The organism is Pseudomonas sp. TWR1-1-3, from assembly GCF_049896805.1.
Taxonomy (GTDB): domain Bacteria; phylum Pseudomonadota; class Gammaproteobacteria; order Pseudomonadales; family Pseudomonadaceae; genus Aquipseudomonas; species Aquipseudomonas bubulae.
In genome coordinates, this window is sequence record NZ_JAFCUZ010000001.1 from 912,474 (window position 1) to 926,770 (window position 14,297).

Genomic DNA, 14,297 nt, shown 5'->3' on the forward strand with positions numbered 1-14,297 from the left:
GCTCACCGATCCGTGGAGTGTGCGAGAGGAAGTGTCGGGTCATCTATTTGTACTTGTTCGCCCGGGCGGGCGTGTTGCAAGCCTTCAGTGACAATCCGGTCACCGGCCTTGAGCCCCGACGTTACGGCCCAGCGATCATTCTGCGCGCCGCCCAGTTGTACCGGTTGCAGCTGCACGCGGTTGTCGGCATCGATCAGCAGCACCTGGGCGATGCCGGCGCTGTCGCGCAGGATTGCCCGTTGCGGCACGCTGATGCCTTCCTTGTTGACGGCCTGCTCCAGACGTACCCGCACAAAGCTGCCGGGCAACAGGTCGTAGTCCGGGTTGGGGAACTCGCTGCGCAGAATGATCTGCCCGGTGCTCGGGTCCACGGTGACGTCGGTGAACAGCAGCTTGCCCGGCAACGGGTAGAGACTGCCATTGTCACGAATCAGGGTGGCCCTGGCCTGTTGCTTGCCAACTTGTTGCAATTCGCCAGCGCGGAAAGCTTCACGCAGGTTGTCCAGGTCGCGGGTGGACTGGGTGAGGTCGACATGGATTGGGTTCAGTTGCTGGATGCGCGCCATTGGCGTGACCTCGCCCTGGCCAACCAGTGCACCTTCGGTAACCAGCGCCCGGCCAATGCGCCCGGAAATCGGCGCGGTCACAGTGGCATAGCCCAGGTTCAGCTTTGCCCGCTGGACCGCGGCCTTGTTGGCAGCCACATCGGCGTTGGCCTGTTGGGCCGCTGCCCGCGCGTTGTCATGATCCTGGCGGCTGATGGCATTGATGCCGATCAGCTCGGCATACCGCTGGTCCTGCAGTTTTGCCTGCAGGGCCACTGCCTCGGATTTGCGCAATGCTGCCTGAGCACTGTCCAGATCGGCCTGAAACGGTGCAGGGTCGATCAAAAACAGCACGTCGCCCTGTTTGACTTCACTGCCTTCGATGTACACGCGCTTGAGCACCACGCCTGCAACACGGGCACTGACTTGCGCCACGCGCGGGGCGACCACGCGCCCGCTCAATTCGTTATTGACCGACAGCGGCGCCGTTGCGATGACTTCGCTGCGCACTTTGGCCAAAGGAGGTCGGGTTTCAGCGACCGGACTTTTGTCACAGGCACTGATGGCCAGGGCCAGGGCCGTGAGAAATAGAGGGGCGAAGAGCTTTTTCAACGATCGTGCCTTCTGAAATATGCGGGATGTTTCTGTTTGGCATGCTAAGCGCAGCACGCAAGGGGCGTTGTGAAGCTATGTAGAGGGAGTGTGAAAAAGTGTGAAGGTTATGCGGCTATCCCTGCCAGGTTGTATATCCTTCGGGTTTCCCCCGGTTGTAAGCAGTTATTATGCCCACTATTTTGCTGGTCGAAGACGATGCCGCACTTTCGGAGCTGATTGCCAGCTATCTGGAGCGCAATGGCTATCAAGTCAGCGTGATTGCCCGAGGTGATCAAGTCTGTGACAGGGCGAGAAGCAACCCGCCTGACCTGGTCATTCTTGACCTGATGTTGCCAGGCCTTGATGGCCTGCAAGTCTGCCGTTTGCTCCGTACCGAGTCAGCAAGCCTGCCGATCCTGATGTTGACAGCCCGCGACGATAGCCATGATCAGGTGCTGGGGCTAGAGATGGGGGCCGACGATTATGTGACAAAACCTTGCGAGCCACGGGTGTTGTTGGCCCGGGTACGCACTCTTTTGCGTCGCAGCAGCCTGGCCGAGCCGCAAGTAGCCAGTGACCGTATCGTTATCGGCAACCTGTGCATCGACCTGTCGGAACGCACCGTCAGTTGGCGCGGGCAGATGATCGAGTTGTCCAGCGGCGAGTACAACCTGCTGGTGGTGCTGGCCCGGCATGCCGGCGAAGTGCTGAGCCGTGACCAGATTCTGCAGCGTCTGCGTGGCATTGAGTTCAACGGTACTGATCGCTCGGTCGATGTGGCCATTTCCAAGCTGCGGCGCAAGTTCGATGACTGCGCCGGCGAAGCGCGCAAGATCAAGACCGTATGGGGCAAGGGCTACCTGTTCAGTCGCTCGGAATGGGAATGCTGAATCCATGCTCAAGATTCTGATACGCCTGTATCTGGTGACCATCGTGACGTTTGCCACGGCCAGTTACCTGATCCCCGGGGTGATCGTGTCGCTGTTTCATGAGCGCTTCATGAACTACAACATCGACATGTCGCGGGGCATGCAGGCCTTGCTGGTCAAACAGTTCCATCATCTGCCCCCTGAGCAATGGCCCGAACTCGCCCGAGAAATCGACACGCAGTTCCAGCCGATACGGGTCAATCTGCTGCCCATTAGCGATGCCAAGTTCACTGCCGACGAGCAACAGCAGTTGAAGCAGGGGCAGGGCGTCTTGCGCATTGGCGAGTGGGGGTGGCGTACGCTGGTGGTTTCACCGCTGGACGATCAAGTTGCAATCGAATGGGTCATGCCGCCTGACCCCTTTGACATGAATGTGCTGTATTGGAGCATCAACGTACTGATCGGTGCCGCCATGCTCGGTGGCTTGCTGCTTTGGTTGCGACCGCACTGGCGCGACCTGGAGCGACTCAAACTGACCGCGGCACGTATCGGTCAGGGGCAACTGAGCGAGCGTACGCAGATCTCCCAACGTTCCAATATTCACGGCCTGGCCACGGTGTTCGACGCCATGGCGCAGGATGTCGAGCACCTGCTCAACCAGCAGCGGGACCTGCTCAATGCGGTATCCCACGAGTTGCGTACGCCATTGACGCGCCTGGACTTCGGCCTGGCCCTGGTTTTGTGCGACGACTTGCCCCGGGCTAGCCGTGAGCGCCTGCAAGTGCTGGTGGGGCATATTCGCGAACTGGATGGGCTGGTGCTTGAGCTGCTGTCATTCAGCCGCCTGCAAAACCCGGCTTTGATGCCGGAAAGGGTAGAGGTCTCGCTGGACGAGTTTATCGACAGCATCCTCGGCAGTTTCGATGAGGAGCTCGAAGCGCCCGAAATCGTGCTGGATGTGTTGTTACACGGTGCTCAAGAGCGTTTTGCCCTTGATCCGCACCTGACTGCCCGGGCGCTGCAAAACCTGTTGCGCAATGCCATGCGTTACTGCGACCGACGAATTCAGGTGGGTGTAAGCGTCACTGCGCAAGGCTGTGAGATGTGGGTAGATGACGATGGCATCGGCATTCCCGAACAGGAACGCGAGCGAATTTTTGAGCCGTTCTACCGCCTGGATCGCAGTCGCGACCGGGCAACCGGGGGCTTCGGCCTGGGCCTGGCTATCAGTCGTCGCGCCCTGCAAGCGCAGGGCGGGACGCTGAATGTCGAACAATCGCCTCTGGGCGGCGCCCGCTTCAAGCTCTGGTTGCCGGCCTGAAGAAGGAGACTGCGTCCTAGATGGAACGTCGCTGGCGACTCACATGCTTCAAGCCTTCAATAATCAGCACGACCACCGCGAGCCAGATAGGGCCATAGGTCAGCCATTGGCCCTCTTCCAGGCTGTCGCCCAGCAACAGGGCGACAGCGACCAGCAGCACCGGCTCGACATAGCTGAGCAAGCCAAACAAGCTGAAGGGCAGCAGGCGGCTGGCCAGGATGTACGAGAAGCCTGCCGCAGCACTGATAATGCCCATCAGCGGCACCAGCGCATACAGTGCCTGGCGTTGCTCGCCAAGGTCGATATGCGGCCCTGCCAGCACAAACCACAGGGACGCCGGAACCATCAGCAACATGTCCAGCCAGAGGCCACCCAGGTTGTCGATGCCGATCTTCTTGCGCAGCACGAAGTACATCGGGTAGCCGATGGCCACCACCAGGGTCGTCCAGGAGAAGCCGCCGGTGCGATACAGCTCATTGGCCACGCCGACCACGGCCAGGGCCGTGGCGATTTTCTGCAGGTGCGACAGGTGCTCGCCGTACACAATGCGGCCGGTGAGGATCATTGTCAGGGGCAACAGGAAATAACCCAGCGACACATCCAGACCGTGTCCATTGAGCGGCCCCCACATAAACATCCACAGCTGTAGACCGACCAGGAAACTGGTAAGCAGCACGCAAGGAATCAGTAGAGGTTTATCGCGTAAGCGTTTGAAAATTATAGGAACCCATTTCCAGTCGCCAGAGAGGCAGATAAACAGGGTCATGAAGGGCAGCGAGATCAGTATTCGCCAGCCGAAGATTTCCTGGCCATCGAGGGGCCAGAGAAGGGAAGTGAACCAGTACAGAACGCCAAACAGACAGGAAGCCAAAATCGATAGAACAATGCCTTTAGACACAACAACCTCAATGGATCTACAACGTTACTCGTGTGAGTGGGCGCATAGCTTGAGGCTGTTGGCGGTCATTGGCAAACGCCTTTTAAACCAGTTACTTGGGAGTGATTCTTGTTGAGAATGTTGAACTTGCAAAAGCCTAAGCAATTACTGGGCCAAAGTCGTTTTAAACGAGCGTTCGTGTTATGAAAAAAACTGATTAACGGTGGGCTGTTACGGTGCAAAAGGGCAGATTGTGGGAGCGAGCCTGCTCGCGAAGCAGGCAACGCGAGCATTGCAGGAAATCGCAGTGATGCCTTCGCGAGCAGGCTCGCTCCCACTGCTTACACAGACCGGCGCTGGCGTACCAGATGCTTGAAGCCTTCAAAAATCAACACCAGCACGGCCAGCCAGATCGGCAGGTAGGTCAGCCATTGCCCGGCGCTGATGCTTTCACCCAGCAGTAACGCCACCAGCACCAGCAATACCGGTTCGACATAACTGAGCAGGCCAAACAGGCTGAATGCGAGCATGCGGCTGGCGAGGATATAGCTGATCAGGGCCAGGGCACTGATGCCTCCCAAAACCGGAATCAGCGCGTACAGTGCCGGGCGATGGCTGGCCACATCAAAGCCTTGTTCGCCGCTTTGCACAAACCACCAGGCCACCGGCATCAACAGCAACATGTCGACCCACAGGCCGCCGAGGTTGTCGGTGCCTGAGCGCTTGCGCAGCACGAAGTACAAGGGGTACCCGATGGCCACCACCAATGTGGTCCAGGAGAACCCGCCCACGCGATACACCTCGTTGGCAACCCCCAGGGTTGCCAGCGCAGCCGCGATTTTTTGCAGATGGGACAACTGCTCGCCATACACCAGGCGCCCGGTGAGCAGCATGGTCAGCGGCAACAGGAAGTAACCCAGCGAAACGTCAAGGCTGTGGCCGTTGAGCGGGGCCCACAGAAACAACCAGAGTTGCACGCCCACCAGGGCACTGGACGCCAACAGCACGGCAAGGAATTTCGGTTGTTGGCGCAGCCGCGAGAAAATCACCGGCACTAGCCGCCAATCGCCGGAAAAACACATGAACAGGGTCATGCAGGGCAGGGTCAGGAGCATCCGCCAGCCGAAGATCTCGGCGCCGCTCAAGGGCCAGAGCAGTGATGTGAAGTAATACATGACACCGAACAGGCTCGATGCCAGAACAGACAGAACAATACCTTTGGACACAACAGCCTCGTTGAAACACGCATTTTGATTATTAGAAGTGCGTAGCTTGAGGCTCTGCGAGCTGCAGGGCAAATTCTTGATTGATTGTGGGCGCCAGATAATCAGTGGGAGCTGGTTTGCCTGCGATGCAGACGCCGCGGTCTGTCTGTCAGACCGCGGTGTTGCCATCGCGGGCAAGCCCGGCGCCCAAAGGTTGTGCTTGATTATGCGTTTTTGATTCCGCGGGTCATGCGCAGGGCCAGCAGGCTGCCGCCCACGATCACCGCTGCCAGCAAGTACAGCGCCACGTCAGTGGAACCGGTGGCGTCTTTGACAAAACCCACCAGATACGGGCTGAGGAAACCGGCCATTTGCCCCATTGAGTTGATCAGTGCCAGGCCGCCTGCGGCCGCCCCTGCGCTGAGCATCGCCGTCGGTACCGGCCAGAACATCGGCAAACCGGTCAGTGCGCCCATGGTGGCAATGGTCAGGCCCAGAATCGCTATGGCCGGTTGGGTGGCGAAATTCACCGCAATCACCAGCCCCAGCGCACCCATCAGCATCGGCACCACCAGGTGCCAGCGCCGCTCTTTGTGCAGGTCTGCCGAGCGCCCGACCAGCAGCATAAATACCGCTGCCAGCAGGTAGGGAATGGCGCTGATCCAGCCAATCACCAGGGTGTCGCTGAAACCCAGGTTCTTGATGATCGACGGCAACCAGAAGTTGATCGCGTACACGCCACTCTGGATGCAGAAGTAAATCAGGCCAAAGGCCCAGATGGCCGGGTTCTTGAACACCGCCAGCAGCGAATCGGTGGAAGAGGCCGGCTTGCTGTCCGCGTCCAGGCGATGGTCGGCTTCCAGTACCGCCCGCTCGTGGGCACCCAGCCATTTGGCGTTGGCAAAACTGTCACTGAGCAGGTAGATCGCCAGGCCGCCCAGCAACACTGTAGGCACGCCTTGCAGCAGGAACATCCACTGCCAGCCGGCAAGGCCGCCCTGGCCTGCAGCGAAGTGGCTGAGGATCCAGCCGGAGAACGGCCCACCGATCAAGCCCGAAACAGGAATGGCACACATGAACAGCGCCATGATCCGGCCACGACGAAAGGTCGGGAACCACTGCGACAGATACAGCACCACGCCCGGGAAAAAGCCCGCTTCAGCCGCGCCGGTCAGCAGGCGCAGGGTATAGAAGCCAGTAGGCGTGGTGACAAACATCAGGCAGGTCGACAGCGTGCCCCAGCTGATCATCATCACCGCAATCCAGCGCCTTGGGCCGAATCGGGTCAGGGCCAGATTGCTCGGTACGCCACACAAGACGTAGCCGATAAAGAAGATCCCGGCACCCAGGCCGTAGACCGTTTCGCTGAACTTGAGGGCGTCAAGCATCTGTAATTTGGCAAAGCCAACGTTTACCCGGTCGAGGTAATTGAACAGATAGCAGATAAAAATAAACGGAATCAAGCGCAGGGTGATGCGTTTGTAGATGGCGTTTTTATCGTCATCGCTGATCAGCGATGCGGTGGCGCTCTGTGACATCTTATGTCTCTCTTTATTATGTTTTTTCACGATCCAGGGGTAACGTTGACCGCAGCTTGAGTCTCGGTCACCACAACGCTGCTGTCTTTGTGCTGTCGCACAGCATTTCGCCAAGCGCTCTGTGCCCGTGAACAAATGTACCCAAGGATAGTCACCCCATGTTTGAACTGGACCACGATTTGGCGCAGGACATCGTTGACCGTGCGATGGCCATTTTGCCTTACAACGTAAACGTTATGGACAGCCAGGGCCTGATCCTGGGCAGTGGCGAGCCCGAGCGTATCAATACCCGGCACGAAGGGGCGCAATTGGTGCTGGCCAACGGACGGGTGGTGGAAATCGACGCACAAACGGCCAAATGCCTTAAGGGCGTGCAGCCGGGTATCAACTTGCCACTGCTGCTCGACCAGCGACTGATCGGGGTGCTGGGCCTGACTGGCGAGCCCGAACTGCTGCGCACCTATGCCGAACTGGTGCGCATGACTGCTGAAATGCTGGTGGGCCAGCGCTTTCAGCAGGCCGAGCAACAATGGCGACGCCAGCGTTGTGATGACTTGGTGGCTTTGCTGCTCAGCGAGGGCGGTGACTCCCCGCGCCTGATTGATGAGGCCCAGCAGCTGGGGCTCAAGCCGCAGCTGTCTCGCATCCCCTATCTGTTCGAGCTGGGCAAGGGACAAAGTGCCGAGGCTTTGAGTGCCTGGTTGCAATCACGCTACCCGGACAGCTGGTGTGTGTGCCCGGCAACCGGGTCCCTGCTGTGGTGCCGCCCTGCAACCGCTGCACTGGATGATCTGCGTTTGCTGGAGAGGCTCGACGGCCAGGGCTGGCAGGTATTGCGCATTGCTGCGGGCGGGCAGGCCGATGCGCTCAAGGGGTTGCGCCGCTGTTACCGCCGGGTGGGGGACTTGCTGGCCTATGGCCGTGATGTGCTGCCGCACACCCGGTTGTTAACCCTTGATCGCTATCGCTTGCCGGTAATGTTGTGGCGCCATCGCAATGATGATGCATTGGAAGAACTGCTCGGCCCGCTGCACAAAGTAGTGGCCAAGGACGCCAATGGCCAATTGATTGCCACACTGCGCAGTTGGTGCGAGCACGACGGCCAGAGCCAGGCCTGCGCCGATGCGCTGGGGATTCATCGCAACAGCCTGCGTTATCGGATGGAGTGCATCGCGGAATTGAGCGGCGTCGACCCCTTGAGCCTCAATGGCATGCTGGCCCTTTATCTGGGGGTGCAGTTACTGCCCCAGAGCTGAGCATTGTCCAAATGAACAACAAAGCCCGTGATTGCTTGTGCGCCCGACTGGCGTGTTTATGCCCGGTTACTGGCAGCATGGATGGCATAAGAACTGGAGATGCGCCCCATGAAAATCGTGATTGCCCCCGACTCGTTCAAAGACAGTCTGAGTGCCGAAAAAGTCGCCGATGCGATCGCTGCCGGTCTGGCTGATGTCATGCCCCACGCGCAGTTGGTCAAATGCCCGATGGCCGATGGTGGTGAAGGCACGGTCGAAGCGATTGTCGCCGCCGGTAATGGCCAGTTGCGCCGCAATCATGTGCAAGGCCCTCTGGGCGCGCCGGTCGAGGCCCATTGGGGCTGGCTGCCGGACAGCCACACAGCCATCATCGAAATGGCCGAAGCCAGCGGCTTGCAACTGCTCAAGCCGGAGCAGCGCAATGCCTGCATCACCAGCACCTTCGGTACTGGCGAACTGATCAAGGCTGCCCTGGACGCCGGTGCCCGCAGGGTGATCCTGGCTATCGGCGGCAGTGCAACCAACGACGCCGGGGCCGGCGCGTTGCAGGCCCTGGGTCTGGGCTTGTTCGATGCCCAGGGCAACCACCTGCCGCGTGGCGGCCTGGCGCTGGCCCATGTGGCGCGTATCGAACTGTCAGACCTGGACCCGCGCCTGGCCGAAGTACGCTTTGAAATTGCCGCCGACGTCAACAACCCGCTGTGTGGCGAACACGGTGCTTCGGCAATCTTCGGCCCGCAAAAAGGCGCATCCGCCGAACAGGTGCGCTTGCTGGATCAGGCGCTGGGGCACTTTGCCGATCACTGTGCAAACGTGCTGCCCAAGGATGTGCGACACGAGCCGGGCTCGGGCGCTGCCGGCGGGCTGGGGTTTGCTGCCAAGGCGTTCTTCGGCGCGCAGTTTCGCGCCGGGGTTGAAGTAGTGGCCGAGCTTGTAGGGTTGGCAGAAGCGGTGAAGGGCGCAGACCTGGTGATCACCGGTGAAGGCCGTTTCGATGCCCAGACCCTGCGCGGCAAAACCCCCTTTGGCGTGGCGAGCATCGCCCGCGCTGAAGGGGTTCCGGTGGTGGTATTGGCCGGCACGTTGGGCGAGGGGTATCAGGCGCTGTATGAGCACGGCATCAACGCGGCATTTGCAATTGCCAGCGGCCCGATGACCCTGCAGGACGCCTGCGCCCGGGCAGCACCATTGCTCACCGACCGGGCGCGGGATATTGCGCGGTTGCTGATCCTGGCCCGGGGTTAAATCCCCCCCCCTGTGGGAGCGGGCTTGCTCGCGAAAGCATCGCTGTGGTTTGCCAGACCGACCGCGTCGTTTGCATCGCAGGCAAGCCAGCTCCCGCATTGAGGCTACACATCACAGAATCGTGTAAGCTTTGCGGCTCTTCGCATTCGACCCTTAGCGAGCCCTATGCCGTCGCTCTTCAAACGCTCCTTGCTGCCTAAACTGCGCAGCTTTCCGTTGTCCGCCGATGCGCTGAGCATCTTGCCCAGCCCTGCGGATTTTCGCCGCTGCCTGCTGGAGCAGATTGCAGGTGCACGCCATCGCATCACGCTGGTGGCCTTGTACCTGCAACAGGACGAAGCCGGGCAGGAGATCCTCGATGCCCTGCACGCCGCCAAGGCAGCGCGCCCCGAGCTGGAAATTGCCGTGGTGGTTGACTGGCTGCGCGCCCAGCGCGGGTTGATCGGTGCAGGCAAACAGCCCGGCAACGCGGCCTGGTATCAGGCACAAACCGCAGCCCACGACACCCAAGTGCCGATTTATGGCGTGCCGGTGCAGACCCGCGAACTGTTCGGGGTGCTGCATCTCAAGGGCTTTATCGTGGATGACTGCGTGATCTACAGCGGTGCAAGCCTGAACAACGTGTACCTGCACAAGCTCGAAAAGTATCGCTTCGACCGTTACCACCTGCTGCACAACAAGCCGCTGGCTGACAGCATGCAGCACTTTGTCCAGCATGATCTGATCGAGAGCAAGGCCGTGCATCGCCTCGACCTGCCCACGTTGCCTACCACTCGCAGCCTGCGCAGCGCTATCGGGGATTTTCGCAGCCACCTGAAAAAAGCCAGCTACGATACCAGCGCCGGGACTGTCAGCCACTTTGGCCTGTCGGTCAGCCCGCTACTGGGGGTGGGTAAAAACAATCAGCTGAGCCGGGTTATTTGTGAACTGATCGCCAGCAGCCAGCAACAGCTGACCATCTGCACCCCGTACTTCAACCTGCCATTGCCGGTGACTCGTGAAATCAACCGGGCTCTGGAACGTGGAGTGCGGATTGATATCGTGGTGGGCGACAAGACCGCCAACGACTTCTATATCCCGCCGAGCGAGCCGTTTCGGGTTATCGCAGCGCTGCCGTATCTGTATGAGCTGAGCCTGCGCCGCTTCGCCAAGAGCCATCAGCGCATGATCGACAACGGTTTGTTGAACCTGCATCTGTGGCGCGAAGGTGACAACACCTACCACCTTAAAGGCATGTGGGTGGATGACCGCTACACCTTGCTGACCGGCAATAACCTCAATCCACGGGCATTCCGCCTGGATCTGGAAAACGGCCTGTTGATCGACGACCCGCGCCGTGAATTGCTGGAGCCGCGCAGCAAGGAGCTGGAGGCTATCTTTGCCCATACGCAACGTATCGACAACTTCAAGGACCTGGAAACCCTGGCTGATTATCCGCCAGCGGTGGCCAAGTTCCTGCGTCGCGTAAGCCGGGTACGGATCGAACGCCTGCTCTACCGAATTCTCTGAATACCTGTGGGAGCGGGCTTGCTCGCGATAGAAGCGACGCGGTGTACCTGTCACGGCGCGTCGATGCAATCGCGAGCAAGCCCGCTACCAAAGGGTATGGTCAGGGTAATTGCGGGATATACACCACGCTGCCACCTTCGCGTGTGTGCAACAACCGGTCGCCATTGTCCGGCTGGCTGGTTATGCCCGGCACGTTAATCGGGAGGAGGTGGCTGGGAGGTGAAGCCGCTGTGAAAAAAATGCGCGTCAAGCAGGGGTTACCCGATACACGCAACGGCGACTGCCTGTGATCATGTGTTCTGTTCGCTCAACCTGCCCCGAGTCCCCGATGGCCGCCTGAAACACTTGCAACTCTGCCCGGCAAAAGCCCTGGCATTGCTGCGCTGCAACACAGATCGGGCAGTGATTTTCGATGATCAACCAGTTCTCGCCTTCAGCTTCCATGCTCGCCATATACCCGGCGCTGTCGCGTATGGCCACCAGCACCTGAACTTTCTCTTGCAGGTTTCGCCCTTGCTCACAGGCTGCAACGTATTCGCGGGTATTGGCCAGTTCCATGCTCTCGACCACTTTGTCGATCCCTTCATTGCCGTAGATCAGCTTGATTGAATCAATCAACTGCGCCGTGAGCTGCGCATGGGTATTGGGGAATCTGGCTTGAGCGGCATCGGTCAACACCCATTTTTGCGAAGGGCGCCCGGCCCCAACCGGCGGCATCAGGCAGCCAACGATCATGGCGCCGTCTACCAGCTTCTGGACCTGCTGGCGCGCAGCTTCCGGGGTGATATCGAGCATTGCCCCAAGATCCGCGGTTTTCAATGGCCCACGGGTTTTAAGCAGAAACAGGATCCGCTCGGCAGTGGCCCCGGTGTTGCGTGCAATATCAGGAGAGTCGGTCACGGGCATCGTACAAAGTCATCAGGTAATGAGGTTTATGGGGGAATCATACCGCCTGGAGGATAAATAATTACCAAAGCATTTGCTTTTATAATAGGCTGATTGCATCGAAATGGAACTCAAGGAAGGGAAATGACAACGGCATCGGGATGGTCGGCATTGCTATGGGGCCGCAACGGGCTGCGATCGGTGGCACTGGCAGGCGGAGTGGCGTTGCATGCCATCAACGTGTATCTGGTGACAACCATTTTGCCCTCGGTGGTCAAGGATATCGGCGGGCTGGATTACTACGCCTGGAACACCACACTGTTTGTGGTGGCCTCGATCATTGGCTCGGTAGTATCGGCCAAATGCCTGTCGGCCCTTGGCCCCAGGCTCGCGTATAGCCTCGCCGGGCTGGTCTTTGCGCTGGGTTGCGGGGTGTGCAGCAGCGCCCCTGACATGGCCGTGCTGGTGTTGGGGCGCACCATTCAAGGCCTTGGCGGCGGACTGTTGTTTGCCCTGCCATATTCAATGATCCGACTGGTGTTCAACCAAACCCTGTGGCCAAGGGCAATGGCCCTGATTTCAGGAATGTGGGGCGCCGCGACCTTGATTGGCCCGGCCGTTGGCGGGGTGTTTGCGCAGTACGATGCCTGGCGTGCAGCATTCTGGGCACTGATCCCGGTGACCCTGCTGTTTATGCTGCTGGCCTGGGCCATGCTGCCCGGGAAAAGCGCCGAGGCATCACCTCGTCTGGTCTTGCCCTGGCTGCAACTGTTGCTGTTGACTGGTGTGGTGATGGCGATTGCCCTGGGCAGCATCAAGCCATCGCCGCTGTATAACGCGCTTGGACTGGTGATCGGGCTGGTACTGCTGTATGCCGTGTACCGTGTTGAAAGCAGCGACAGGCACCGCATGTTGCCCAAGCACAGCCTGAGCCCTGGCAGTGCGCTGTTGCCGATCTATCTGTCGATGAGCCTGATGGTCATTGGCATGACCAGCGAAGTGTTTGTACCGTACTTCTTGCAGGTTTTGCATCTGCAAACCCCGCTGGTGGCGGGCTATATTGCAGCGCTGATGGCGGCCGGCTGGACCCTTGGTGCGCTTTACAGCAGCGGCCTGGCGCTGGCATCTGCCAACCGGGCAATCTGCTGCGGCCCCGTATTTGTGGTGTCGGGGCTGGCACTGGCGGCTGTCTGTGTGCCGCAAAGCGGCAGTTCATTGATCAGCCTGACCGGTGTTTCCCTGGCAATGATCGGCGTCGGTACAGGGATCGGGCTGGCGTGGCCGCATCTGCTTACCCGAGTACTGGCCAATGTGCCTGACAGCGAAAAGGACATTGCCGGTGCGTCCATTACCACCGTGCAACTGATTGCCACGGCGATTGGCGCGGCACTGGCGGGGATGATTGCGAATATGGCCGGTTTATCCGCTCCGGGTGGCGTGGAGGGTGCCTCCAATGCTGCGGCCTGGCTCTTTGGCCTGTATGCCGTGTTGTCTGCGTTGCTGTTTATAACGGTGCGACAAGTGATTGCCCATAGTGCAAAGCGCTGAATCCGCCAGAAATCATGCCTGTGTCGATTTGTCGCAGGCGTTGCTGCATCCCCCGGTTTTACAGGCTGCTGGCGCTGTAGTGCACCATTGAGGGGCGTGACTGCCGTGCGACAGCCTAGCGACAGTGGTAAATTCTGCGCCCATGCAACACGTCTACCCCACAGCAATCGTGCGCGCCAAGCCGGTCACTCCTGGCATCGGGCAGCGTACACACCTGCCTGATAATACGCAGGTTAAAGGCCTTTTCCGTTGGAAAAGGCCGCTTAAAGGAACCTGACATGAATGATTTACTGACTCGCCGCCGCGTAGTCACCGGTCTTGGCTTGCTCAGCCTGGGCTTGATCGCAGGTTGCGACCCTGGCAGCGGTTTGTCATACAAGTACGGCAAAGACCTCAGCAATGAAATCCTCGGGCGCAAGTTCAAGCTCAGGGATGCTCAAGGCAACGAGATGATGCTGGGTAGTTTTCGCGGGATGATGCCGATGATTTTCTTCGGCTTTACCCAGTGCCCGGCCGTGTGCCCGACCGCGCTGGCCCGTGCCGCCCAGGCGAAGAAAATGATGGGCCCCGACGGCGACCGCTTGCAGGTGGTGTTTATCACCCTGGACCCGGAGCGCGACAAGCCGGCGATGCTTGATGCCTATGTAAAAGCCTTTGACCCGAGCTTTATTGCCTTGTCCGGCACCCTGGAAGAAACCGCGGCTACGGCCAAGGAATTCAAGGTGTTTTACGAGAAGATCCCTACCGGTGACTCTTACACCCTGTCTCACACCGCAACCAGTTTCGTTTTCGATTCCCGTGGTGTGTTGCGTCTTGGCCTGTCGCCTTCACTGTCAGCCAAGCAGTGTGCCGAAGACCTGCTCACCGTGATGTCAGTCTGCTAATCCTGTGCACTTTGGAATGAG

Annotated in this window: 12 protein-coding genes; 7 read left to right on the top strand and 5 right to left on the bottom strand. The window is 59.5% G+C overall.

Features of this window, described 5'->3' with window-relative positions; genetic code table 11:
- Positions 1-2: 2 nt before the first annotated feature.
- Positions 3-1,157, bottom strand: a complete 1,155-nt coding sequence (locus tag ACP7BE_RS03985; protein ID WP_095000261.1) for an efflux RND transporter periplasmic adaptor subunit — start codon at positions 1,155-1,157, stop codon at positions 3-5.
- Between the two features lie 170 nt (positions 1,158-1,327).
- Here ACP7BE_RS03985 and ACP7BE_RS03990 point away from each other — a divergent pair, with 170 nt between their 5' ends.
- Positions 1,328-2,029: a response regulator transcription factor gene (locus ACP7BE_RS03990; protein ID WP_095000260.1), complete on the top strand. Its 702-nt coding sequence runs from the start codon at positions 1,328-1,330 to the stop codon at positions 2,027-2,029.
- Between the two features lie 4 nt (positions 2,030-2,033).
- Entirely contained in the window at positions 2,034-3,329 is a 1,296-nt protein-coding gene (locus tag ACP7BE_RS03995; RefSeq protein WP_095019187.1) for an ATP-binding protein, read from the top strand.
- 16 nt (positions 3,330-3,345) lie between these two features.
- On the opposite strand, the gene rarD (ACP7BE_RS04000) is transcribed toward ACP7BE_RS03995, so the two are convergent.
- The 3 genes from rarD (ACP7BE_RS04000) to ACP7BE_RS04010 form a co-directional block, all read right to left on the bottom strand.
- Entirely contained in the window at positions 3,346-4,227 is an 882-nt protein-coding gene (gene rarD, locus ACP7BE_RS04000; RefSeq protein WP_095019186.1) for an EamA family transporter RarD, read from the bottom strand.
- A gap of 320 nt (positions 4,228-4,547) precedes the next feature.
- Entirely contained in the window at positions 4,548-5,432 is an 885-nt protein-coding gene (gene rarD / locus ACP7BE_RS04005; protein ID WP_095000257.1) for an EamA family transporter RarD, read from the bottom strand.
- Positions 5,433-5,635: 203 nt separating this feature from the next.
- The gene (locus ACP7BE_RS04010; protein ID WP_095000256.1) at positions 5,636-6,949 is read right to left on the bottom strand and encodes an MFS transporter; all 1,314 of its coding nucleotides are present in this window, start codon (positions 6,947-6,949) and stop codon (positions 5,636-5,638) included.
- Positions 6,950-7,107: 158 nt separating this feature from the next.
- Between ACP7BE_RS04010 and ACP7BE_RS04015 the strand changes: the two genes are divergently transcribed.
- The 3 genes from ACP7BE_RS04015 to pssA all read left to right on the top strand — a co-directional run bounded on the left by ACP7BE_RS04015 (position 7,108) and on the right by pssA (position 10,959).
- The gene (locus tag ACP7BE_RS04015; protein WP_426104818.1) at positions 7,108-8,205 is read left to right on the top strand and encodes a sugar diacid recognition domain-containing protein; all 1,098 of its coding nucleotides are present in this window, start codon (positions 7,108-7,110) and stop codon (positions 8,203-8,205) included.
- 108 nt (positions 8,206-8,313) lie between these two features.
- Positions 8,314-9,450 (top strand): glycerate kinase, encoded by a 1,137-nt coding sequence (locus ACP7BE_RS04020; protein WP_218723481.1) that lies wholly within the window; start codon positions 8,314-8,316, stop codon positions 9,448-9,450.
- A gap of 165 nt (positions 9,451-9,615) precedes the next feature.
- Entirely contained in the window at positions 9,616-10,959 is a 1,344-nt protein-coding gene (pssA, locus tag ACP7BE_RS04025; RefSeq protein WP_426104820.1) for a CDP-diacylglycerol--serine O-phosphatidyltransferase, read from the top strand.
- Positions 10,960-11,205: 246 nt separating this feature from the next.
- Here the strand turns inward: pssA and ACP7BE_RS04030 are convergent, their stop codons facing one another.
- On the bottom strand, positions 11,206-11,865 hold the full coding sequence (locus tag ACP7BE_RS04030; RefSeq protein WP_095023901.1) for a helix-turn-helix transcriptional regulator: 660 nt from the start codon (positions 11,863-11,865) through the stop codon (positions 11,206-11,208).
- Positions 11,866-11,988: 123 nt separating this feature from the next.
- On the opposite strand from ACP7BE_RS04030, the gene ACP7BE_RS04035 reads away from it, so the two are divergent.
- Together ACP7BE_RS04035 and ACP7BE_RS04040 are read left to right on the top strand one after the other, a co-directional pair.
- A complete protein-coding gene (locus ACP7BE_RS04035; protein ID WP_426104823.1) occupies positions 11,989-13,392 on the top strand; it encodes an MFS transporter in 1,404 nt (467 codons plus the stop codon).
- 278 nt (positions 13,393-13,670) lie between these two features.
- Entirely contained in the window at positions 13,671-14,276 is a 606-nt protein-coding gene (locus ACP7BE_RS04040; protein WP_016780913.1) for an SCO family protein, read from the top strand.
- Positions 14,277-14,297: the final 21 nt, after the last annotated feature.